The 23,052-nt window shown below is 71.0% G+C and carries 17 protein-coding genes, 1 tRNA gene and 1 other RNA gene; 9 read left to right on the top strand and 10 right to left on the bottom strand.

The window, feature by feature from the left end; genetic code table 11:
• Positions 1 to 93 precede the first annotated feature (93 nt).
• The gene (glnA, locus tag WFJ01_RS03650; RefSeq protein WP_251439508.1) at positions 94 to 1,518 is read left to right on the top strand and encodes a type I glutamate--ammonia ligase; all 1,425 of its coding nucleotides are present in this window, start codon (positions 94 to 96) and stop codon (positions 1,516 to 1,518) included.
• Between the two features lie 102 nt (positions 1,519 to 1,620).
• On the opposite strand, the gene WFJ01_RS03645 is transcribed toward glnA, so the two are convergent.
• The 5 genes from WFJ01_RS03645 to WFJ01_RS03625 all read right to left on the bottom strand — a co-directional run bounded on the left by WFJ01_RS03645 (position 1,621) and on the right by WFJ01_RS03625 (position 8,129).
• Positions 1,621 to 2,469, bottom strand: coding sequence for a transposase (locus tag WFJ01_RS03645; protein WP_336628238.1), 849 nt, complete (start codon positions 2,467 to 2,469; stop codon positions 1,621 to 1,623).
• Positions 2,470 to 2,575: 106 nt separating this feature from the next.
• Positions 2,576 to 3,499, bottom strand: a complete 924-nt coding sequence (locus tag WFJ01_RS03640; RefSeq protein ID WP_292880357.1) for a diacylglycerol/lipid kinase family protein — start codon at positions 3,497 to 3,499, stop codon at positions 2,576 to 2,578.
• A gap of 47 nt (positions 3,500 to 3,546) precedes the next feature.
• Positions 3,547 to 6,528, bottom strand: coding sequence for a bifunctional [glutamine synthetase] adenylyltransferase/[glutamine synthetase]-adenylyl-L-tyrosine phosphorylase (locus tag WFJ01_RS03635; RefSeq protein WP_336628237.1), 2,982 nt, complete (start codon positions 6,526 to 6,528; stop codon positions 3,547 to 3,549).
• Between the two features lie 12 nt (positions 6,529 to 6,540).
• Positions 6,541 to 7,878 carry a glutamine synthetase family protein gene (locus tag WFJ01_RS03630; RefSeq protein WP_251439501.1) on the bottom strand — a complete coding sequence of 446 codons (1,338 nt, stop codon included), beginning with the start codon at positions 7,876 to 7,878 and terminating at the stop codon, positions 6,541 to 6,543.
• Between the two features lie 5 nt (positions 7,879 to 7,883).
• Positions 7,884 to 8,129, bottom strand: coding sequence for an SPOR domain-containing protein (locus WFJ01_RS03625; protein ID WP_292880366.1), 246 nt, complete (start codon positions 8,127 to 8,129; stop codon positions 7,884 to 7,886).
• A gap of 66 nt (positions 8,130 to 8,195) precedes the next feature.
• Between WFJ01_RS03625 and ppgK the strand changes: the two genes are divergently transcribed.
• Positions 8,196 to 8,939, top strand: coding sequence for a polyphosphate--glucose phosphotransferase (ppgK, locus tag WFJ01_RS03620; RefSeq protein WP_251439499.1), 744 nt, complete (start codon positions 8,196 to 8,198; stop codon positions 8,937 to 8,939).
• Positions 8,940 to 9,011: 72 nt separating this feature from the next.
• On the opposite strand, the gene rnpB is transcribed toward ppgK, so the two are convergent.
• Both rnpB and WFJ01_RS03610 read right to left on the bottom strand, forming a co-directional pair.
• Positions 9,012 to 9,383, bottom strand: an RNA gene (rnpB, locus tag WFJ01_RS03615) — RNase P RNA component class A.
• A gap of 12 nt (positions 9,384 to 9,395) precedes the next feature.
• Positions 9,396 to 11,123, bottom strand: coding sequence for a bifunctional 3'-5' exonuclease/DNA polymerase (locus tag WFJ01_RS03610; RefSeq protein ID WP_336628236.1), 1,728 nt, complete (start codon positions 11,121 to 11,123; stop codon positions 9,396 to 9,398).
• A gap of 143 nt (positions 11,124 to 11,266) precedes the next feature.
• Between WFJ01_RS03610 and WFJ01_RS03605 the strand changes: the two genes are divergently transcribed.
• On the top strand, positions 11,267 to 12,106 hold the full coding sequence (locus WFJ01_RS03605; RefSeq protein ID WP_251439497.1) for an aldo/keto reductase: 840 nt from the start codon (positions 11,267 to 11,269) through the stop codon (positions 12,104 to 12,106).
• Positions 12,107 to 12,134: 28 nt separating this feature from the next.
• On the opposite strand, the gene WFJ01_RS03600 is transcribed toward WFJ01_RS03605, so the two are convergent.
• Entirely contained in the window at positions 12,135 to 12,890 is a 756-nt protein-coding gene (locus WFJ01_RS03600) for a zinc ribbon domain-containing protein (RefSeq protein ID WP_251439496.1), read from the bottom strand.
• 48 nt (positions 12,891 to 12,938) lie between these two features.
• Positions 12,939 to 13,343, bottom strand: a complete 405-nt coding sequence (locus WFJ01_RS03595) for a YchJ family protein (protein WP_336628235.1) — start codon at positions 13,341 to 13,343, stop codon at positions 12,939 to 12,941.
• 74 nt (positions 13,344 to 13,417) lie between these two features.
• Here WFJ01_RS03595 and WFJ01_RS03590 point away from each other — a divergent pair, with 74 nt between their 5' ends.
• The gene (locus WFJ01_RS03590) at positions 13,418 to 15,586 is read left to right on the top strand and encodes a copper-translocating P-type ATPase (RefSeq protein WP_336628234.1); all 2,169 of its coding nucleotides are present in this window, start codon (positions 13,418 to 13,420) and stop codon (positions 15,584 to 15,586) included.
• A 22-nt stretch (positions 15,587 to 15,608) separates the two neighbouring features.
• On the opposite strand, the gene WFJ01_RS03585 is transcribed toward WFJ01_RS03590, so the two are convergent.
• Positions 15,609 to 16,739, bottom strand: a complete 1,131-nt coding sequence (locus tag WFJ01_RS03585; protein WP_336628233.1) for an aminotransferase class V-fold PLP-dependent enzyme — start codon at positions 16,737 to 16,739, stop codon at positions 15,609 to 15,611.
• A 41-nt stretch (positions 16,740 to 16,780) separates the two neighbouring features.
• Here WFJ01_RS03585 and WFJ01_RS03580 point away from each other — a divergent pair.
• The 5 genes from WFJ01_RS03580 to WFJ01_RS03560 all read left to right on the top strand — a co-directional run bounded on the left by WFJ01_RS03580 (position 16,781) and on the right by WFJ01_RS03560 (position 23,004).
• Positions 16,781 to 16,853, top strand: a tRNA-Val gene (locus WFJ01_RS03580).
• 147 nt (positions 16,854 to 17,000) lie between these two features.
• Positions 17,001 to 19,724 carry a pyruvate dehydrogenase (acetyl-transferring), homodimeric type gene (gene aceE, locus WFJ01_RS03575; protein ID WP_336628232.1) on the top strand — a complete coding sequence of 908 codons (2,724 nt, stop codon included), beginning with the start codon at positions 17,001 to 17,003 and terminating at the stop codon, positions 19,722 to 19,724.
• Positions 19,725 to 19,737: 13 nt separating this feature from the next.
• Entirely contained in the window at positions 19,738 to 20,955 is a 1,218-nt protein-coding gene (locus tag WFJ01_RS03570) for a PucR family transcriptional regulator (RefSeq protein WP_251439490.1), read from the top strand.
• Between the two features lie 118 nt (positions 20,956 to 21,073).
• Entirely contained in the window at positions 21,074 to 22,009 is a 936-nt protein-coding gene (locus tag WFJ01_RS03565) for an ACP S-malonyltransferase (RefSeq protein WP_292880387.1), read from the top strand.
• Entirely contained in the window at positions 22,006 to 23,004 is a 999-nt protein-coding gene (locus tag WFJ01_RS03560; RefSeq protein ID WP_336628231.1) for a beta-ketoacyl-ACP synthase III, read from the top strand. The genes WFJ01_RS03565 and WFJ01_RS03560 overlap by 4 nt, the downstream gene beginning before the upstream one ends.
• The last annotated feature ends 48 nt before the right edge of the window (positions 23,005 to 23,052 follow it).

The raw sequence follows: 23,052 nt of genomic DNA, 5'->3' as shown, positions 1-23,052 counted from the left end.
CGCCGGAAACATTCCAGACACGGCCGCGTCATCCCTCGCCCGTAACCTGCTTGCAGGTCGCTCGACCGCACCCGTTCCTCCAGGAGTTGATGCATGTTCACCACCCCCGCCGACGTGCTCGCGTACATCCGCGACAACGACGTCAAGTTCCTCGACATCCGCTTCACCGACCTGCCCGGCGTGCAGCAGCACTTCAACATCCCGGCTGCGACGGTCGACGAGGACTTCTTCGCCAACGGCCAGCTCTTCGACGGCTCCTCGATCCGCGGCTTCGCGTCGATCCACGAGTCCGACATGCAGCTCATCCCCGACGTGACCACCGCCTACGTGGACCCGTTCCGCGAGGCGAGCACCATCGTCATGGTGTTCGACATCTACAACCCGCGCACCGGCGAGATCTACAGCAAGGACCCGCGCCAGGTCGCGAAGAAGGCCGAGAAGTACCTCGCCTCGACCGGCATCGCCGACACCGCGTACTTCGCCCCCGAGGCCGAGTTCTACATCTTCGACGACGTGCGCTACTCCGTCACCGCCGGTGAGAGCTTCTACAAGGTCGACTCCGAGGAGGCCGCGTGGAACAGCGGCCGCGAGGAGGAGGGCGGCAACCTCGGCAACAAGACGCCGTTCAAGGGCGGCTACTTCCCGGTCGCGCCGGTCGACAAGACCGCGGACCTGCGCGACGACATCACGCTGCGCCTGATCGACTCCGGCTTCCACCTCGAGCGCTCGCACCACGAGGTCGGCACCGCCGGTCAGCAGGAGATCAACTACCGCTTCGACACCATGGTGCACGCGGCCGACGACATCCTGAAGTTCAAGTACATCGTCAAGAACACGGCCGAGGAGTGGGGCAAGACGGTCACGTTCATGCCGAAGCCACTGTTCGGCGACAACGGCTCCGGCATGCACACGCACCAGTCGCTGTGGCTCGACGGCAAGCCGCTGTTCTTCGACGAGAACGGCTACGGCCAGCTCAGCGACACGGCGCGCTGGTACATCGGCGGCCTGCTCAAGCACGCGCACGCGGTGCTCGCCTTCACCAACCCGACCCTGAACAGCTACCACCGCCTGGTGAAGCACTTCGAGGCGCCGGTCAACCTGGCCTACTCCGCGGGCAACCGCTCCGCCGCGATCCGCATCCCGCTCACGGGCTCGAACCCGAAGGCCAAGCGCATCGAGTTCCGCGTGCCGGACGCATCGGGCAACCCGTACCTCGCCTTCGCCGCGCAGCTCATGGCGGGCCTCGACGGCATCCGCAACCGCATCGAGCCGCTCGAGCCGATCGACAAGGACCTCTACGAGCTCCCGCCCGAGGAGGCCAAGAACATCCCGCAGGTGCCGAACTCTCTGCTGGACTCGCTCGAGGCGCTGCGCGCCGACCACGCCTTCCTCCTCGAGGGCGGCGTGTTCACCGAGGAGCTCATCGAGACCTGGATCTCCTACAAGTACAACAACGAGATCCTGCCGATGGCACAGCGCCCGCACCCGTACGAGTACGAGCTCTACTACGGGGTGTAAGCAGATTCCGCGGTTCTCCCGGGGCTGGTCCGCAGGAGAACCGCAGTTCCGAAGAACCCGTCTCAGCGTCCCCCGGCTGAGGCGGGTTCTTCGTTCCTCCGTTCAGCCGGCCGGGCGCGCGTCCGATGCCGCGCGCGCCGCCGCGACGATCTCTTCCCGGCGCGCGAGCTCCGCCGCCGCCCGCCTCTCCTCCGCTTCGGCGCCCGAGACCGCCATCGCCGCTGCCTGCGCACTCTCCCGCACGGCGCTGAGCTCGCCCTCGAGCTCGGCGATGCGCGCAGCGATCTGCGCGCCGCGGCGCGATGCATCCCGGACGGCCCGCTCGGCCGCAGCGTGATCGCGTTCGGCCGCCGCGCGCTCTCGCTCGGCCTGTCTCAGCGTCTGCTCCGCCCGACGACGCGCCCGCAGGGCGGCCAGCTCGTCATCGGGTCGCGTCGCTGCCACCGGCGCGTCCGCGACGTCGCCGGCGATCACCGTGGACGGATCGACGGGTGTGCCGTCGCCGTCGAGCTCACTCAGGAGTCTTCCCGAGGCGACAGCGGCTGCCGCGCCCGGGTCGAAGAACGCCGCCGAGAGGGTCCGCTGCACCGCGTCGAGCGTCCCGGCGCTGATGCGTCCCCCGCGGGCGCGCGCGAGCTCTGCCGCGTCCTCGGCGAGCCGCGCCGTGAGCGCGCGCCGGTCCCGGCCCAGCTTCGCGAGCGCCGGCGCGTCGAGCTCGGCCTGTGCTTCGCGCAGCGCGGCGGCGAGCTGGAGCGCCTCCTGCAACTGCGGCGCGCGCTCCTGCGCGAAGAGGTTCACGGCCCAGGCCGCGGTGGTCGGCTTGCGCAGTGCGCGGATCCGCGCCGCGAGGTGCGCGTCCCCCGCTTCCTTCGCGCGGGTCTCCCGCGCGGACACGAAGTCACCGGGCGCGCAGGAGAGGAGCTCCGCCGCGATGCTGTCGAACTCGGTCACAGTGCGATGTTCGTCCCCGGGGCGCAGACTTGCAAACCCCGGTCTCGCTGACGGGGGCGCGCGGTGTCTCCGCCCAGGTCTCGGTGAAGAGACGGGCTCTCGGAACTCAGGCCCGGACCAGCAGGACGCCCGGCCGGATCGCCGCGGTGAAGGCGCGCACCGTTCCGTGCTGTTCGCCGTCGATCTGGAACGGCTGCGCCTCCTCCAGTTCGACCCTGACCCGTCGAGCCGACGCGTGGCGCATCACATCCGTGCTCATGGTCTCCCCACCGAGCAGACGTCGCAGTCCGTTGTCCCAGACCAGGGTGCGCACGGTCTCGAACCAGTCGGCGACGCCGTCCGCGCTGACCAGCAGAAGATCCAGCACGCCGTCGTCGGGTGCGGCATCGGGAAGCAGCGTGATCCCGCCCTGGATCATGCCGCAGTTGCCGATCAGGAGCGTGTGGAGCTGCGCGCGATCCTCCGGCTCGTCGTCGAGGGAGAGCGAGGCGCGCACCAGCTCGGTCCCGGCCGCCGCCGCGCCGAGCGCCTTCACATAGGCGAGCCAACCCGCCTTCGCCTTGAGCTCGTCGTCCGTCTCCTCCAGCATGCGCGCGTCGAGTCCGAGGCCGGCCATCACCACGAACACGTGCTCGCCCGGGTCGTCGCCGTCGGTGATCTCGATCGTTCCCACATCGATCCGGCGCGGCTCCGCGGCCAGGGCGTGCGCGACCGCGGCCTGCGTGCTGTCCAGGGGCACGCCGAGATTCCGGGCGAGCAGGTTTCCGGTGCCGTGCGGCAGGATCCCCAGTGCACTGTCGGTTCCGGCGACGACGGCGGCGACCGCGCGTACGGTGCCGTCGCCCCCTGCGGCGAGGATGAGCTCGCAGCCGGCGTCGACCGCGTCCTGCGCCATGGCACGCCCCGGGTCGTCCTCCGTGGTCGTGGAGAACCGGATGTCGGCGTCGGGGATGCTCTGCAGGATCGCCGCGCGCACCTCCTCCTCGGACGCGAGCTTCACGGGGTTGCGGACCACGCCGATCTTCGTCATGGTCTCAGCCTGCCCGTTCCTCCGTGCGAATGGTGGATCTCCTCGCGTCAGCCGTAGAACAGCGTCTCGAACACCTTTCTCGCGCGGCGCGTGACACGGAGGTATTCCTCCTCGACCGCGACCGCCGAGCGATCGGGGTAGCCGAGGATCCGGCCCACTCCGTCGAGCTCGCGCGGATCCGCCGGCAGGACGTCCTTGGTCTGACCGGTCAGCAGCGTCATCGCGGAGCGCAGCCGGCTCGACAACCGCCATGCCTCGCGCAACCGCTCCCCCGCCTCCTCCGGTACGAAGCCGGCACCGACAGCGACGTCGAGGGCCGCCAGGGTCGAGGTGGTGCGCAGCGCGGGTACCGCGTGGGCGTGCTCCAGCTGAACGATCTGGATCAGCCACTCCACGTCGCTCAGCGTGCCGGGCCCGAGCTTCAGATGGCGACGCGGATCGACCCCCTGCGGCAGGCGCTCCCCCTCCACACGCGCCTTGATGCGCTTGATCTCCCGCAGCGAGTTCACGTCCAGCGCCTCGGGATAGCGCACGCCGTCGGCGAGGGACGTGAAGCGCTCGATGAGCTTGTGGCTGCCGGCCACCCCCCTGGCCCTCAGCAGCGCCTGCGCCTCCCAGGACAGCGACCAGCGCCGGTAGTACTCCGCGTACGCGTCGAGGCTGCGCACCAGCGGACCGTTGCGGCCCTCCGGGCGCAGATCCGCGTCCAGTTCCAGAGGCAGACGATGATCGGTCAGGTGCTCGCGCAGGCCGGCGACCATGCGCGCCGCGAGCTGCTGCGCGCGCTGGGGCTCGATCCCGTTCGCGTCGTAGACGAACAGCACGTCCGCATCCGACCCGAATCCCAGTTCCGCGCCCCCGAAGCGCCCCATCGCGATCACCGAGAAATCGAGCGCGTCGTCCTCCGCCGGCACCGCGTCGCGCCGCACGGCGCGCAGTGCCGCCTGGATCGTGGCCTCCGTGATCGCGGTGAGGGCGGCGGCGACATCGTCGATCGTGAGCACGTCCAGCACCGCACCCATCGCAGTCCGCAGCAGTTCGCGCCGTCGTAGGGCCCGCACCGACCGCATCGCGTCGAGGATCGTCTCGTGCCGGGTCTGGATCGCCCTGGCCTCCTCGTCCAGCGCCCGGCCCGGCCGGGGCCGCAGCTGCTCCGTGCTCTCCAGCCAGGCGACGGACTCGGGGATCCACTCCATCAACTCGCCGATGTAGCGGGACGTGGACAGCACCCGGGTGAGCCGCTCCGCAGCGCCGGACGAATCCCGCAGCATCCGCAGGAACCACGGGGTGTCCCCCAGGCGCTCGCTGATCCTCCGGAACGCGATGAGGCCGTAATCGGGATCCGTGCCGTCGGCGAACCAGCGCACCATGACGGGCATCAGGTGCCGCTGGATCGTCGCCTTGCGGCTGAGGCCGGTGGTCAGCGCGCCGATGTGCCGCAGGGCGCCGGCGGGGTCGCGGAAGCCGATGGCCGCGAGGCGGTCGTGGGCCTGGTCGGTGGAGAGCGTGCGCTCCTCCTCCGGCAGCGAGGCGACCGCGCTCAGCAGCGGCCGGTAGAACAGGCGCGTGTGCAGGTCGCGGACCTCGCGGCGCACGTCCTCCCAGACCCGCCGGATGCCGTCCGCGGTCTCCGCGAGACCGGTCGCGCGCCCGAGCACGCGGAGCGCCTCCTCCTCGCGGGGGACGAGATGCGTCCGCTGCATCTCGCGGAGCTGCAGACGATGCTCGATGAGACGCAGCACACGGTAGTCGCGCCCGAACAGCGCGGCCTCCGCACGGCCGATGTAGCCGCCGAGGACGAGCGCATCCAGGGACTCGAGAGTGCCCCGGGTGCGGATCTCGGGATCCGTGAGCCCGTGCACCAGCTGGAGCAGCTGCACGGTGAACTCGATGTCACGGAGGCCTCCCGGCCCGAGCTTCAGCTGGTAGGGGACGTCTTCCGGAGCGATGTGCTCGGTGACCCGCTCGCGCATGCGCTGAACGCTGCCGACGAAGTCCTCCCGCGCCGCGCTCGACCACACCTTGGGCTGCACCGCGGCGAGATACTCACGGCCGAGATCGGCATCACCGGCGATCGCACGCGCCTTCAGCAGGGCTTGGAACTCCCAGCTCTTCGCCCAGCGATCGTAATAGGCCACGTGCGAGGAGAGCGAACGCACGAGCGCGCCTTGCTTGCCCTCGGGGCGCAGCGCCGCGTCGACCTCCCACAGCGGCGGTTCCGCCTCGATGCCCGAGATCGCCTGCATCGTGCTGCGGGCCAGCCTCGTGGCGATGTCGATGGCCTTGGACTCGTCCAGCCGTTCCTCGTCCTCCGTGCCGGCGACGTAGATCACGTCGACGTCGCTGACGTAGTTCAGCTCGCGGGCCCCCGTCTTGCCCATGCCGATGATGGCCAGCCGGGTGAGAGCCACGTCACGCCGCGCATCCTCCGATGCCCCCGCGACCTCTGCTCGGGCGACCGCGAGAGCCGCCTCGAGCGCGGCCGACGCCGCGTCCGCGAGGGCCGACGCCACCGGGGCGACGGCCTCGACCGGATCCGGCGCCGCCAGGTCCCAGACCGCGATCCGCACCACGGCGCGCCGATAGGCGACACGCAGACGCACCCGCGCCGCCGCGTCCGCCGTCGCGGCGAACCCGTCGTCGGCGCCGACGGATGCGAGCATCTCGGCGCCGAGCTCCTGAGCGGTCGGCAGCGCGGGCCGGTCCTCCTGAAGCACGACGAGCTCTGCCGGCCGGCGTTCGAAGAACCGCCCGAGTCCGGGCGAGGCGCCGAACACGGTCCAGGCCCGGGCGCGGGCGCCCTCGTCGGAGAGCACGGCCACCACCGCCGCCGGGTCACGGCGCGCGACCCGGATGAGGCCCGCGAGGGCCTCGTCCGGGTCCGCGCTGCGCAGTCCCTCGATCAGCGCCGCGGGCGAAGCGCCGGACAGCTCGGACAGCTCACGCAGTCCCGCCGCCGCTTCCGACAGTTCGACGAAGCCGAGCCGTGCGAGAGCGGAGAGGGAGAGCGAATCGTCGAATCGGGGCACGACGCGGCCCGATCAGAGCAGCTCGAGGTTGCTCTTGAGCTCGAACGGCGTGACCTGACCGCGGTACGCCTCCCACTCCTTGCGCTTGTTCAGCAGGACATAGGTGAACACCTGCTCGCCGAGGGTCTCCGCGACGAGCTCCGAGTCCTCCATCAGCTCGAGCGCGTGGTCCAGGCTCGCGGGCAGCGACGCGTAGCCCAGCGCACGGCGCTCCGTGTCGCTCAGCGACCACACGTTGTCCTCCGCCTCCGGCGGCAGCTCGTACCCCTCCTCGATCCCCTTGAGGCCCGCGGCCAGCATGAGTGCGTACGCGAGATAGGGGTTGGCCGCCGAGTCGAGGGCGCGGTACTCGATCCGCGTGGACTGCCCCTTGTTCGGCTTGTACATCGGCACCCGGATGAGCGCGGACCGGTTCGCATGCCCCCAGGTGACGAAGCTCGGGGCTTCATCGCCGCCCCAGAGCCGCTTGTACGAGTTGACGAACTGGTTCGTCACGGCCGCGATCTCGTTCGCGTGCCGGAGCAGGCCCGCGATGAACTGGCGTCCGGTGCGGGAGAGCTGGTACTTGGCGCCCTCCTCGTAGAACGCGTTCAGGTCGCCTTCGAACAGCGACATGTGCGTGTGCATGCCGCTGCCCGGGTGGTTGCTCAGCGGCTTCGGCATGAACGTCGCGTAGACGCCCTGCTCGATGGCCACCTCCTTCACCACGGTGCGGAACGTCATGATGTTGTCCGCCGTGGTGAGCGCGTCCGCGTAGCGCAGGTCGATCTCGTTCTGCCCGGGACCGCCCTCGTGGTGGCTGTACTCGACCGAGATCCCGAGGTCTTCGAGCATCCGCACGGAGCGGCGGCGGAAGTCGTGCGCCGTGCCGCCCGGGACGTTGTCGAAGTAGCCCGCCGAGTCGACCGGCACCGGGCCCTCGGGCCCGAACTGCGACGACTTCAGCAGATAGAACTCGATCTCCGGATGCGTGTAGAACGTGAAGCCCGCATCGGCCGCCTTGGCGAGGGTGCGCTTGAGGACGTGCCGCGGATCGGCGACCGCCGGACGCCCGTCCGGCGTCGTCAGATCGCAGAACATGCGGGCCGTCGGGTCGATCTCCCCGCGCCACGGGAGGATCTGGAACGTCGTCGGGTCCGGCTGCGCGAGCAGATCCGACTCGAAGGTCCGCGTGAGACCCTCGATCGCCGAGCCGTCGAAACCGATGCCTTCCGCGAAGGCGCCCTCCACCTCGGCCGGAGCGATCGCCACCGACTTCAGCGTGCCGATCACGTCGGTGAACCAGAGGCGGATGAACTTGACGCCCCGCTCCTCGATGGTGCGCAGCACGAAGTCCCGCTGCTTGTCCATCCCGCTCATCGAGCGCCGTCCGCCCCGCCCCAGTCGTCCTCCGCCGCGTCCTCGTCGGCCCAGAGCCGCGAGCGCTCCTTGAGCACCTGCGGGGCGCGAGCCGCCTCCTCTGCGGTGTCGAAGGGCCCGATGCGGTCGAGGGAGGAGGACAGCATGCCGTGCTCGACCTGCCCGGTTTTGCTGTTGAACCAGTACTTCTCGTCGCCGAAGTCTTCGCCGTCGTACTTGTCGTCGCGGTGCGCGTCGCTCATCGCTGCTCCTCCTGTGTGCTTGTCACGATCCTACTGGGGCTCCCGCGTCTCGCTAGGCTGTTGCGCATGGCAAAAGCGATCGGCGTGGACATCGGCGGGACCGGCATCAAGGCGGGTGTCGTCGATCTCGAGCACGGCACCCTGGAATCCGACCGGATCCGGATCCCGACCCCGAAGGGCGCGAAGCCCGCGGACGTGCTCGAGACGGTCAAGCAGGTGCTCTCGACCCTCGGCGTGCAGGACTCCCGGCTCCCCCTGGGCGTCGCCTTCCCCGCGATCGTGAAGCACGGCCGCACCCTGTCCGCGGCCAACATCGCCAAGGACTGGATCGACTTCGAGGCGGAGCGGTTCTTCGAGGACGGCCTCGGCCGGCAGATCACCTTCGTGAACGACGCCGATGCCGCCGGTGTCGCCGAGAGCCGCCACGGCGCGGCCCGCGACGCCCGTGGCCTCACGATCCTCGCCACGCTCGGCACCGGCATCGGATCCGCATTCCTCTACAACGGCGTGCTGGTTCCCAACACCGAGCTCGGCCACCTCGACTTCCGCGGCGAGTCGATCGAGAAGTGGGCGGCGTACTCGGCCATGGAGCGCGATCAGCTGGACTGGGCCGAGTGGTCGGCGCGCCTGCAGGACTTCTTCTCGCACGTCGAGTTCCTGTTCAGCCCCGACCTGTTCGTCGTCGGCGGCGGCGTCTCCAAGCACCCCGAGAAGTTCCTGCCGCTGCTGGATCTGAAGACCCCGATCGTGGCCGCGGTGCACCGCAACTCCTCGGGCATCATCGGCGCCGCGTCGCTCGCCGCGGACTGACCCGCACACCTCCGGCCCCCGCACGAAAGGCCCGGATCCGCACTGCTGCGGATCCGGGCCTTCTCCGTGCGGAGAACGGGCCGGCCTGTACGCCGGGTTCTGTTCCGGGGCCCCTCTCGGGGTGTCCCTTCGACGGTCATCTCTCTCGGCGACGCGTTGCCGCGCCGCTCCAGCGGCCTACCCGGGGACTCGGCGAGCCGCGTCATCATCCCCTGTCTGGCCTTGCTCCGGGCGAGGTTTACCTGGCGGGCCGTGTCGCCACGGCCCCCGGTGGTCTCTTACACCACCCTTTCACCCTTACCCGCGCCTGACGGCGGGGGCGGTCTTCTCTCTGTGGCACTGTCTCGCGGATTGCTCCGGGTGGGTGTTGCCCACCGCCCTGCCCTGTGGAGCCCGGACGTTCCTCGGTGCGGTCTCCCGCCACGCGACCGTCCGGCCGACCCGTTCCCGACCAGTCTACGAGGACTTCCCCGCATCCTCGGCGATGCGCAGATCGAGCGTGATGTCGATGTCGAATCCCGGGAAGAGGCGGCGGGTCGCGGCATCGGCGGAGTCCCGCACCGCCTGTGCGGCCTCGTCGGCGAGCTCCGCCGGCGCATGCACGATCACCTCGTCGTGCAGGAAGAAGGCGAGATGCGGGCGACGACCGAACACCGGACCCGACCCCGCGGCGGGCCGGGCGGCCTCGGGCAGCGCGCTCAGCCGATGCCGGATCTCGGCGAGCCACAGCAGCGACCACTCGGCCGCGGTTCCCTGCACGACGAAGTTACGCGTGAACCGGCCGCGATCCCTCGCCCTGCTGCGTGCCACCCGCTCGTCGGCGCCATCGGCGTCGGGATCGCTCGCACGCGACTGTGCAGCGGTCCAGGCCGCATCCGGTCGCGGCGAGCTGCGCCCCAGCAGGGTCGAGACCACCCCGCCGTCCTCGCCGGTCTTCGCCGCGCCGTCGACGAGCGCCATCGCGCGTGGGAAGACGCTGCGCAGCCGGGGCCCGAGCTGGCCGCTGGGCCCGGTCGTCGCGCCGTACATCGCGCCCAGCACCGCGTACTTGGCGTCCTGCCGCGTCTGCACGGCTCCGGAGCGCACGACGCCCTCGTACAGATCTGCGCCCCGCGCCGCGGCCGCCATCGCGCCGTCCTTGGACATCGCCGCGAGCACACGCGGCTCCAGCTGGGCGACGTCGGCGCTCACCAGCACCCATCCCTCATCGGCGCGCACCGCCGGGCGCAGGCTCCGCGGGATCTGCAGCGCACCCCCGCCGCTGGAGGCCCAGCGGCCCGTGACGACGCCACCGGTCAGATAGATCGGACGGAAGCGCTCATCGCGCACCCACTCGCCCAGCCAGTGCCAGCCGTTCGCGGTGAACAGCCGCGCGAGCTTCTTGTAGGCGAGGAGCGGCTCCACGACCGGGTGCTCGATCTCCCCCAACTCCCAGCGGGAGGTGGAGTCGACGAGGATGCCGGCACGACGCAGGGACTTCAGCAGCCGCGGCGGACTGTCCGGGTTGACCGAGGGGTCTTCCAGCGTGCGCGCGATCTCGGCGGCGAGTTCGGCCATCCGCGCCGGGCGCGCCCCGGCGACGGGACGAGGGCCGAGAGCCTCCGTGAGGAGCCGCTCGTGCACGTTCGTGCTCCACGGCACCCCGGCCGCTGTCATCTCCTCGGCGATCAGCGCGCCGGTCGACTCCGCCGCGCAGAGCAGCGCCAGCCGCCCGTCCGGAGCCCGGCGCAGGGCCGACCTCTGCCGGGCGAACTCGGCGCGGAGCTCGTCGATCTCGGGCACCTGATCCGCCGGCGACACCGCGACGTCGTGCAGGTCGAACAGCGCGGGCGCCGCCGCCGACCCTGCGAGCGGATCCACGCGGATCCAGCGCGGGGACGGCGGCACCGCTTCCGCGAGGCTCGCGGTGTCGCGCAGGATCGCATGACACAGCAGCAGGTCGTGCGCGCGACGGATCCGGATCCCCGCGGCGAGCAGCGGCGGATAGACGTCGCGCAGGCTCCGCACCACCCAGCGCGGGTGCGCCGTCTCCTCGATCGCCGCGATCGCGGCGTGCAGGCCGGCCGCGGGAAGCTCGCGCATCCCCTGCTCCGCCCCGTCCGCACCGAACGACACGAGGCACCAGTGCTCGGGCCGATCCGAGCGTCCCAGCACGACCTCGTGCGGAACGGCCGATTCGATCATGTCTTCGAATCTACGCCGTCTCCGGCGCGGTGCGCGACAGACTCCCTGACGAACCGGTGACGACCGGGTATGTCGGCGTGTATCGCGTCCCGCACGGAGGGCCTCGAGCACCGTTAGCGTGGAAGCACCGGAGAGGAGACCCCATGTCCGACGCATCCCCCTTCATCGCCCACAACGGCTTCACCCTGCCCGTCCAGGGCCTCGGCACCTACGGATTCCGCGGCGAGGCGGGCGCGGACGCCGTCCGCAGCGGAATCGAGAGCGGCTACCGGCTGATCGACTCCGCGTTCAACTACGAGAACGAGGGCGCGGTGGGCTGGGGCATCTCCGGCGCCGCCGTCGATCGCGCCGAGCTCATCGTCACCTCGAAGCTGGCCGGCCGCCACCACCGGCGGGAGAAGGCGCTCGACGCGATCGAGGAGAGCCGCTTCCGCCTGGGAGCCGAGGCGATCGACCTGTTCCTCATCCACTGGCCGCTGCCGCGCCAGGACTCGTACGTCGAGGCATGGCAGGCGCTGATCGAGGCGCGCGAGCGAGGACTCGTCCACCAGATCGGCGTCTCGAACTTCCTTCCGGAGCACCTGGAGCGCATCGAGGACGCGACGGGTGTGCGACCGGTCGTGAACCAGATCGAGCTGCATCCCCGCTACCCGCAGGAGGAGGCGCTCGCCTATCACCGCGCCCGCGGGATCATCACCGAGGCCTGGAGTCCGCTCGGGCGGGCCGGCGAGGTGCTCGAGGATCCGGTCATCACGACGATCGCCGCCGCACGCGGGATCACGCCGGCGCAGACCGTGCTCGCCTGGCACGCCGCGCGCGGCGTGGTCGCGATCCCGAAGGCGGCCTCAGCCGAGCATCAGGCGCAGAACCTCGCCGCGGCGCAGGTGCGTCTGAGCCGGGACGACGTCGACGCCATCACCGCGCTGGGCGAATCCGACGGGCGCCTCTGGGGCGCCGATCCCGCCACCCACGAAGAGTTCTGACGAGCACGGCGACGCCGCGCGGACGAGGTCAGTCGGCCGCGGCGGCGCTGCTCCTCAGTCCCGACTCCTCGGTGCGCACCAGGATGCAGCCGCACTCCGGGCACGACACCACGTCGTCGTCGGCGGCCTGGCGGATGACGTTGAGATCCGTCCCCGACAGGACCATCCGGCACCCCTCGCACGTGGCGCGACGCAGCAGCGCCGCCCCCGCGGTCCGACCGGACCGCCGCTGGTACTCCGCCATGAGCGAGGGCGAGACGGAGTCGACGAGCGCGACCCGATCCCGGGCGAGCTGCTCCCCCTCGGTCACGGCCGCGGCGATCAGCGCCTTGGCCTCGGCGGTCAGTCGGGTGCCCTCGGCGACCGTCTCGTCGATGAGGGCCTGCTGGGCCGCGACGGCGGCGTCGGCGTCCTCGAGCCGGCCCATGATCTCGAGCTCCGCGTCCTCGAGATCGCTGATCCGTCGTCCGAGGCTCGCGATCTCCTGCTCCAGAGCGACCGCGTCCTTGGGGTTCTGCGTCGCCGCGAGCCGCTCGGCGTCGCGATCGCGCCGCTGCGCCGCCAGTGCGACGTCGGATTCCAGCCGCTTGAGCTCCGCCTGCACGTCGTCCCTCGCACCGGAGAGCTCGGTCAGCTCGCGCAGCTGCCCCTGGCGCTGAGCGGCGAGCTCGTTGATCCGCTCCCCCTGGACCGGGTGCGTGCGCGCGTGGTCGGCCTGCAGGATGCGGCGGTCGATGTCGGCGATGTCGAGGAGCACGATCTGGTGCGCGGGGTTGGCTTTCACGCCCTCAAACCTACGCCAGACGAGCATCCGCCTGCGCGGCAGGATCCGTCAGGACACGTCGCCGTCGAGGTAGTACCAGTGTCCGGACTCGCGGAGGAACCGGCTGCGCTCGTGCAGGACGCCGCGGCCGGCCGCCGAGCGGTGGATCGCCTCGAACTCCACCACGCCCTCCGTGTCGAACGGTCCGCCCGAGCTCCTCGCGATGACGTCGAGACGGAGCCACCGCACGTCTTCGTCGAGGTCCAGCCGCGTGGGCCGCGTGGAGGGATGCCAGGAAAGCCGCAGGTACTCGGTGTCGCCGATCGCGAACGCGGTGTAGCGGGAGCGCATCAGACGCTCGGCGGTCGGCGCGGCGCGGCCCGCGAGGAGGGGCCCGCAGCAGGCATCGAACCGATCGCCGCTCCCGCAGGGGCAACGCCGCGCGGGATCCCGGTCGCCGGCCGCCTCATCCATCAGATCCACTCTATGACCCCACGGGCGAACCCCTCCTGCGGAATACCCCTAGGGGGTATATGGTTGGAGTCATCATGGACGAACGAGCGATGCACGGAACCACCCACGCGCACGACGACGCGCCGATGCACGAAGCGCCGCACGGCCCGCACGCGGAGCCTGGCGGCCACGCCCCGCACGCAGGCCACGCCGCTCACGCGCGGCACGGCGACCACGACACCGAAACGGGTCACGGCGACCACGGCACCGGAGGCGGTCACGGCGGTCACGGCGACCACGTCGCGCAGTTCCGGCGCCTGTTCTGGATCATGCTCGTGCTGGCCGTGCCCGTCGTGGCGCTCTCCCCCATGTTCGCCATGCTCGTCGGCTACGAGGTGCCCGATCTCCTCGTGCTGCGCGCGGTCCCTCCGGTGATCGGCACCGTGCTCTTCGTCTGGGGCGGGCGGCCCTTCCTCGTCGGCGCTGTCGGCGAGCTGCGCGCACGACGACCCGGGATGATGCTGCTCATCGCCCTCGCGATCACCGTGGCCTTCCTCGCCTCCTGGGGTGCGACGCTCGGGCTCCTCGACCACGAACTCGACTTCTGGTGGGAGCTGGCGCTGCTGATCGTCATCATGCTCCTCGGCCACTGGATCGAGATGCGCTCCCTGGCCCAGACGACCTCCGCGCTCGACTCGCTCGCCGCGCTGCTCCCCGATTCCGCCGAGCGCGTCGTCGGCGACGAGGTCGAGATGGTCGCTCCCGCCGATCTGCGGATCGGCGACCTCGTGCTGATCCGCCCCGGAGGGCGCGTGCCGGCCGACGCGACGGTCGTGCAGGGATCCGCCGAGGTGGACGAGTCCATGATCACCGGCGAATCGCGTGCGGTCGCCCGCTCCGTCGGCGACCCGGTCGTCGCCGGAACGATCGCGACCGACTCGGCGCTGCGCGCGCGGGTGACCGCCGTCGGCGAGGACACGGCGCTCGCCGGGATCGGCCGGCTGGTCGCCGAGGCGCAGGCCTCGTCGTCGCGAGCACAGCGCCTGGCCGACCGTGCGGCGGGCTGGCTGTTCTGGTTCGCCCTCATCTCGGGCGTCCTCACCGCGATCGTCTGGACGGCGATCGGGTTGCCCGACGCCGCCGTGGTCCGCGTCATCACCGTGCTCGTGATCGCCTGCCCGCATGCGCTGGGGCTCGCCATCCCGCTCGTCGTGTCGATCGCGACCGAACGCGCGGCGCGCGGCGGAATCCTCGTCAAGGATCGGATGGCGCTCGAACGGATGCGTCAGGTCGACGCCGTGCTGTTCGACAAGACCGGCACGCTCACCGAAGGGGCGCCCGCCGTGACGGCGGTGGCCGCCGCCCCCGGTTTCACCGACGACGAACTGCTCGCGGTCGCGGCCTCCGCCGAGGCGGACTCCGAGCATCCTCTCGCCGCGGCGATCCGCATCGCGGCGGCGCACCGGGGGCTGCCGCGGACCGAGGCGTCGGGATTCCGGTCCGAGCCGGCGCTGGGCGTGCGCGCGACGGTCGCCGGGCGCATCGTCGAGGTCGGCGGGCCCGCCCTGCTCGCCCGCGCCGGCGTCGCCGAGATGGCGGTCTCCGACCAGTGGCGTGCGCAGGGCGCGATCATCCTGCACGTGCTCGTCGACGGCGTCGTCGCAGGCGCCCTCCGTCTGGCTGATGCGATCCGCGAGGAGTCGCGCACGACCGTGCAGGCACTGCAGAGGCGCGGCATCGACGTGGTCATGATCACCGGGGACGCGGAAGCGGTCGCCGCCTCGGTGGCCGCAGCGCTCGGCATCCGGCGCTACTTCGCCGGCGTGCGGCCCGAGGACAAGGCGGCTCGCGTCGGCGAGCTCCAGAGCGAGGGCCGCGTCGTCGCCATGGTGGGCGACGGGGTCAACGACGCTCCGGCGCTGGCCAAGGCCGACGTCGGCATCGCGATCGGCGCGGGCACCGACGTCGCCATCGGCTCGGCCGGAGTGGTGCTCGCGAGCTCGGATCCCCGCTCGGTCGTCTCCACGATCGAGCTGTCTCGCGCGGCCTATCGCAAGATGCGGCAGAACCTGTGGTGGGCGGCGGGCTACAACCTCGCCGCCGTCCCCCTGGCCGCCGGCGTTCTGGCGCCGATCGGGTTCCTCCTGCCGATGTCGGTCGGAGCGGTGCTCATGTCGGTGTCCACGGTCGTCGTCGCGCTCAACGCACAGCTCCTGCGACGGCTGGATCTGCGGCCGGAGAGCGTCACGGCGACCGGACGCTGAGCACCGCGGGACCGGGTCGGGCTCAGCGCCCGATCCGGTCCAGAGCGTCGGCGAGACGCTGCACCGTACCGTCCACGTCGGCGAGCTTGTCGAGACCGAAGAGACCGATGCGGAACGTCGAGAACGAATCGGGCTCGCCGCAGTGCAGGGGCACCCCTGCCGCGATCTGCAGCCCCTGCTCGCGGAAGGCGACGCCCGTCCGCAGCGCAGGGTCGGTCGTGTGCACGACCGCCACGCTCGGCGACGCGAAGTCCGCTGCCGCGACCGACGGCAGGCCTCGCTCGGCCAGGAGTGCGCGCACCCGGGTGCCCAGCTCCCACTGGGCGGTGCGCAGCGCCTCGAACCCGCGTTCGCGGGTCTCCGCCATCAGCAGCGCATTGTGCTGCAGCGTGTCGGTGGGCATCGTCGCGTGATACGGAGCCCGGCCGTCCCGGTACTCCTCCGCGATCCACAGCCACTTCGCCAGATCCATCGCGAAGCTCGAGGAGACCCGCGACGTCACGGCCTGCCGGCCCGCGTCGCCGAGCATCACGTACCCCGCGCCCGGGGATCCGCTCCACCCCTTCTGCGGCGCCGAGATCAGCACGTCGACCCCGAGGGCCGCCATGTCCACCCACAGGGCACCGGACGCGATCGAGTCCAGCACGAGCAGACCGCCGACCTCGTGCACGGCATCGGCGAGGGCCCGCACGTACGCGTCGGGGAGCAGGATCCCCGCGGCCGTCTCGACGTGCGGGGCGAACACGACCTCGCTGCGCTGCGCCCGGATGGCCGCGACGACCTCCTCGACGGGCGCGGGCGCCCAGGCAGCCTGCGCGTCGTCGGACTCCGGCCGGGCCGTGCACACGACGGTGCTCTGGGTGATGTCGCCGACGTCGAGGATCTGCGACCAGCGATAGGAGAAGAGCCCGTTGCGCACGATGAGGCAGCGGCGTCCGGTGGCGAGCTGGCGCGCGACCGCCTCCATCGCGTAAGTGCCGCCGCCCGGCACCACCGCCGTGGTCGTCGCGCCGTAGGCGGCGCGCAGGTCGGCCTGGATGCTCTGCATCACCTCGACGAACCGTGCCGACATGTGGTTCAGGGAGCGGTCCGTGAAGACCACCGAGTACTCCAGCAGGCCGTCGGGATCGACATCATCGTGCGGAAGGTTCATGCGCCCAGCCTGGCACACGCGCCCCGCTAGGCTGGAGGCACGCGCCTATAGCTCAGTTGGTAGAGCACGTCGTTTACACCGATGTGGTCGGGAGTTCGAGTCTCTCTGGGCGCACCTCGACCCTCGGCGCCTCCGTGCGCCCGGTCTCGGCGATCGGGGCTAGGCTGACTGACGCGCGCTCTTGTGCGGAGTCGACAAGCCTCCCCCGCGCCGCATCCCGATTTCGTTGGCACGACCTGCCAGACAGACGAAAGGCCTCCTGTGACTGTTCACGACCAGGATCCGTACTCCCAGGGCCCGCTCGACAGCGACCCGGAGGAGACCAGCGAATGGCAGCAATCGCTCGACGAGCTCGTCGGCGCGAAGGGCCACGGCCGCGGCCGCGAGATCATGCTCAGCCTGCTGAAGCGCTCGAAGGACCTGCACCTGGGCGTGCCGATGGTGCCCACCACGGACTACATCAACACCATCGCCCCGGAGAACGAGCCGGAGTTCCCCGGCGACGAGGAGCTCGAGCGCCGCTACCGCCACTGGATCCGCTGGAACGCGGCGATCACGGTGCACCGCGCGCAGCGCCCCGGCATCGGTGTGGGCGGACACATCTCGACCTACGCATCGGCCGCCTCGCTGTACGAGGTCGGCTTCAACCACTTCTTCCGCGGCCAGGACCACCCGTCCGGCGGCGACCAGATCTTCTACCAGGGCCACGCCTCCCCCGGCGCCTACGCCCGCGGCTTCCTCGAGGGCCGGATCGCCGAGCAGCAGCTCGACGCGTTCCGCCAGGAGAAGTCCGGCGCGCCGAACGGCCTTCCGTCCTACCCGCACCCGCGGATGATGCCGGAGTTCTGGCAGTTCCCGACCGTGTCGATGGGCCTCGGCCCGATCAACGCGATCTACCAGGCGATGACGAACAAGTACCTCGCCAACCGCGGCATCAAGCAGAACGACTCCCACGTGTGGGCGTTCCTCGGCGACGGCGAGATGGACGAGGTCGAGTCCCGCGGACAGCTCCAGGTCGCGGCGAACGAGGGCCTGGACAACCTGACCTTCGTGATCAACTGCAACCTGCAGCGCCTCGACGGCCCGGTGCGCGGAAACGGCAAGATCGTCCAGGAGCTGGAGAGCTTCTTCCGCGGCGCCGGCTGGAACGTCATCAAGGTCGTGTGGGGCCGTGAGTGGGACGACCTGCTCGCCCGGGACACCGACGGCGCCCTGCTGAACCTCATGAACGTCACGCCCGACGGCGACTTCCAGACCTTCAAGGCCGAGAGCGGCGCCTACGTCCGCGAGAACTTCTTCGGCCGCGACGAGCGCGCGCTCGCCCTTGTCAAGGACTACTCGGACGACGACATCTGGCACCTGCGCCGCGGCGGTCACGACTACCGCAAGGTGTACGCCGCCTACAAGGCCGCCATGGAGCACAAGGGCCAGCCGACCGTCATCCTCGCGAAGACCGTCAAGGGCTACGGCCTCGGCCCGCACTTCGAGGGGCGCAACGCGACGCACCAGATGAAGAAGATGACGCTGGACGACCTCAAGCTCTTCCGCGACACGATGCACATCCCGATCACGGACGCGCAGCTCGAGGCCGACCCGTACCGCCCGCCGTACTACCACCCGGGACAGAACGACGAGACGATCCAGTACATGCTGGAGCGCCGCCGCGACCTCGGAGGCTTCCTCCCCGAGCGCCGCACCACCCACGTGGGCCTGGAACTGCCGCAGGAGAAGGACTACGCGCTGCCGAAGAAGGGATCCGGCAACCAGGAGGTCGCCACGACCATGGCCTTCGTGCGCATGGTCAAGGACCTCATGCGGGTCAAGGGCTTCGGCGAGCGGATCGTCCCGATCATCCCGGACGAGGCCCGCACGTTCGGCATGGACGCGTACTTCCCGACCGCGAAGATCTACAACCCGAACGGCCAGAACTACACCTCGGTCGACCGGGAGCTGCTGCTCGCGTACAAGGAGAGCCCGCAGGGCCAGCTCATGCACGTCGGCATCAACGAGGCCGGTGCGGTCGCCGCGTTCACGGCGACCTCGACGGCTTACTCGACGCACGGCCAGCCGCTGATCCCGATCTACATCTTCTACTCGATGTTCGGCTACCAGCGCACCGGAGACGCCTTCTGGGCCGCCGGGGACCAGATGGGCCGCGGTTTCATCATCGGCGCCACCGCCGGGCGCACCACGCTGACCGGTGAGGGCACCCAGCACGCCGACGGCCACTCGCCGCTGCTCGCGTCGACGAACCCCGCGACGCTCGTCTACGACGCGGCCTACGGCTACGAGGTCTCGCACATCGTGCAGGACGGCATCGAGCGCATGTACGGCGGCACGCACCCCGACCCGGACGTCATGTACTACCTGACCGTGTACAACGAGCCGATGCGGATGCCCGCCGAGCCCGAGGACGTGGACGTGGAGGGGATCCGGAAGGGTCTGCACCGCATCTCCGTCGGATCGGGCGAGGGTCAGCGCGTGCAGCTGCTCGCGTCCGGCGTCGGCGTGCCGTGGGCGATCGAGGCGCAGGAGCTCCTCCTCGCCGACTGGGGCGTCTCCGCCGACGTCTGGTCGGTCACCTCGTGGACCGAGCTGCGCCGCGACGGCCTCGCCGCCGACGAGCACAACTTCCTGCACCCGGAGCAGGAGCCGCGCACGGCGTACCTGACCGAGAAGCTGAAGGACGCCCAGGGCCCGTTCATCGCGACGAGCGACTACATGCACGCGGTGCAGGACCAGATCCGCCAGTGGGTCCCCGGCGCGTACTACACGCTCGGCGCCGACGGCTTCGGCTTCGCCGACACGCGCGCCGCGGCCCGCCGGTTCTTCAAGATCGACGGACCGTCGATGGTGGTCCGCGCGCTGCAGGCACTGGCCGACCAGGGCCGCATCGACCGCTCGGTCGTGGGCCAGGCGATCTCGAAGTACGACCTGTACAACGTGAACGCGGGAACCAGCGGCAACGCCGGCGGCGAGAGCTGACCCGCGCAGCACGATGAGCCGATCCCCTGAGATGACCAAGGAGGAGACGCTGGCCTGGTTGCGCCGCATCTCCGGTGATCTCGCCACGGCGACCCTGCAGCGTCTCGAAGACTCGCTGCCGTGGTACGCCGAGATGCCGCCGGCCCGACGCTCCGCCGTCGGGCTGGTGGCGCAGGCGGGCATCACCTCGTTCATCCAGTGGTACGACGATCCGACGTCGACGCCCTGGATCGCCGCAGACATCTTCGCGGCCGCCCCTCGCGAGCTGCTGCGCAGCGTGAGCCTGCAGCAGACGCTGCAGCTCATCCGGGTCACCGTCGAAGTGACCGAGGAGCGCGTGGCCGGCAAGGGCGGGCATCTGCGCGACGCGATCCTGCTGTACTCGCGGGACGTGGCCTTCGCTGCCGCGGACGTCTACGCCCGAGCGGCGGAGGCGAGGGGCCTCTGGGACGCGCGCCTGGAGGCGCTGGTCGTCGACTCGATCCTCACGGGCGAGGCCGACGAGGAGCTCCCCAGCCGCATCGCGGCGCTCGGCTGGCACGGTCACGGCGAGGTCTGCGTGATCGTCGGGACCACGCCGCCGCAGTTCGACGTCGACCAGGTGCGCCGCACCGCGCGCAAGCTGGCCGTCGACGTGCTCATCGGCGTGCAGGGTTCCCGGCTGGTGCTCGTGGTGGGCCGGGCGAAGCCGGCGGCGGCGGACGACGACCTCGACGCCGACGAGTTCTCCTTCGCCGAGATCGCCGGCACGTTCGAGCCGTCCTTCGGCCCGGGGCACGTGGTGGTCGGCCCGGCGGTCGCCGCACTCGTCGACGCCGGGCAGAGCGCCCGAGCGGCCCTCGCCGGGTTCGCCGTCGCACGCGCATGGCGCGGTGCGCCGCGTCCCGTCGACGCCGACGAGCTGCTGCCCGAACGGGCGATCGCCGGCGACCCGCTGGCGAAGCAGACCCTCATCGAGCGCGTGTTCCGCCCGCTGAACGACCATTCCAGCGATCTGGTCACCACTCTGTGGAGCTATCTCGACAACGGCCGGTCTCTCGAGGCGACCGCCCGCGAGCTGTTCGTGCATCCGAACACGGTGCGGTACCGGCTGAAGCGCATCAGCGAGGTCATCGGCTGGGATGCGACCGGCCCGCGCGAGGCCTTCATCCTGCAGACCGCGCTCGTGCTCGGAACGATCGGCACCGCAGACCCGGCGCGTCGAGGGCTGCGCCCCCGGCGTCTGCGCTGACACCGGTCCTCCGCGACCGCGCGAGAACCGAGGGCTCTGTGGCTCGGATACAACCGATTCGCGGATTCTTGTGAGGGTTGTGCCACCGAAACCGCCAGATCGTTGGCAGACTGGGAACGTGATCGTCTTCGCATGCCCGGGACAGGGCTCCCAGACCCCCGGCTTCCTCTCCCCTTGGCTCGAGCTCGACGGCGTCGCCGAAGACCTGGCCGCCTACTCCGAGGCCGCCGAGGTCGATCTGATCGAGCACGGCACCGTCTCCGACGCGGACACGATCCGCGACACCCGCATCGCGCAGCCGCTGATCGTCGCGGCCTCGCTCATCGCGGAGAAGGCCCTCCGTGAACGCGCGGGCCGCACGGCCGACGGCATCGCCGGCCACTCCGTCGGCGAGTTCGCGGCCGTCGTGGGCGCCGGGGTCATCCCCGCCGCGACCGCCATGCGCCTCGTGGGCATCCGCGGCCGTGCGATGGCCGACGCCGCCGCGCATACTCCGACCGGCATGAGTGCGGTCCTGGGCGGTGACGAGGAGGCGGTGCTCGCCCTGCTCTCGGATCTGGACCTCACCCCGGCGAACTACAACGGCGGCGGCCAGATCGTGGCGGCGGGGGCGCTGCCCGCCCTCGCCGCACTGGCAGAGGCCCCGGTGCGCGGATCGCGCGTGATCCCGCTGCAGGTCGCCGGCGCCTTCCACACCGACTACATGTCCTCCGCCGTCGAGACCCTCCGCCGAGCCATCGCGGATGTGGTCCCGAGCGACCCCGCCCTGCCCCTGTGGACCAACAAGGACGGCTCGGTGCTCGCCGACGGCGCCACCGCGCTGGAGAACCTCGTCACGCAGGTCTCCTCGCCCGTGCGCTGGGATCTGTGCATGGCCTCCTTCGCCGACAAGGGCATCACCGGCCTCGTCGAGCTCACCCCCGCGGGCGCCCTCACCGGCCTCGCCAAGCGCGGCCTGCGCGGCGTGCCCGCCGTCGCGGTCAAGACCCCCGACGACCTCGACGCGGCGGTCGCGCTGCTGAACGGCACCGACGACAACGGAGAAGCAGCATGACCACGCTCAAGCAGGCCACCGGCCCCGCGTACACCCGCATCTACTCCGTCGGTGCGGCGCGCGGCGAGAACGCCGTGCCCAACGACGACCTGATCGGGCCGATCGACTCGAGCGACGAGTGGATCCGCCAGCGCACCGGCATCATCACCCGCACCCGCGCGGTGCCGGAGACCGATGCGATCGATCTGTCGACCGCCGCGGCGGCCGAGGCGATCGAGAAGTCCGGCCTCGCACCCTCCGACATCGACGTCGTCATCGTGGCGACGATCAGCAATCCGAAGCAGACCCCGTCGGTCTCCGCGATCGTCGCCGACCGGGTGGGCGCGAACCCCGCGGCCGCCTATGACATCAACGCCGCATGCGCCGGGTACGCCTATGCGGTCGCACAGGCCGACGCCCTGATCCGTGCGGGGGCCGCGAAGAACGCTCTCGTCATCGGCGCCGAGAAGCTCTCCGACATCGTCGACCCGGCCGACCGCAGCATCTCGTTCCTGCTCGGCGACGGTGCGGGCGCCGTCGTGATCGGTCCGAGCGACACCCCTGGCATCTCGGCGACCGTCTGGGGATCCGACGGATCCAAGTCCGACGCCGTGGGCATGAACCACACCCTCACCGAGTTCCGCGACGGCCAGGCGCCGTGGCCGACGCTGCGCCAGGAGGGCCCGACCGTGTTCCGCTGGGCTGTCTGGGAGATGGCGAAGGTCGCCAAGCAGGCGCTCGAGCAGGCCGGGGTCGAGGCGGCCGACCTGGCCGCGTTCATCCCGCACCAGGCCAACATGCGCATCATCGACGAGTTCGCCAAGCAGCTGAAGCTGCCGGAGACCACCGTCATCGCCCGCGACATCGAGACCACCGGCAACACCTCTGCCGCGTCCATCCCGCTCGCGACCCACCGTCTGCTCGAGGAGCACCCCGAGCTCAGCGGCGGTCTCGCGCTGCAGATCGGCTTCGGCGCCGGCCTCGTGTTCGGCGCGCAGGTGGTCGTGCTCCCCTGAGCGGGCGCCGCCGACTCCTAGACTGTTCACCGGTTCCGATACCACCCC

Origin of the sequence: Microbacterium sp. MMO-35 (genome assembly GCF_037147555.1) — a bacterium.
Taxonomy (GTDB): domain Bacteria; phylum Actinomycetota; class Actinomycetes; order Actinomycetales; family Microbacteriaceae; genus Microbacterium.
The sequence above is the reverse complement of the archived record's forward strand: the minus strand, read 5'-3'. Positions and strand labels throughout refer to the sequence as shown.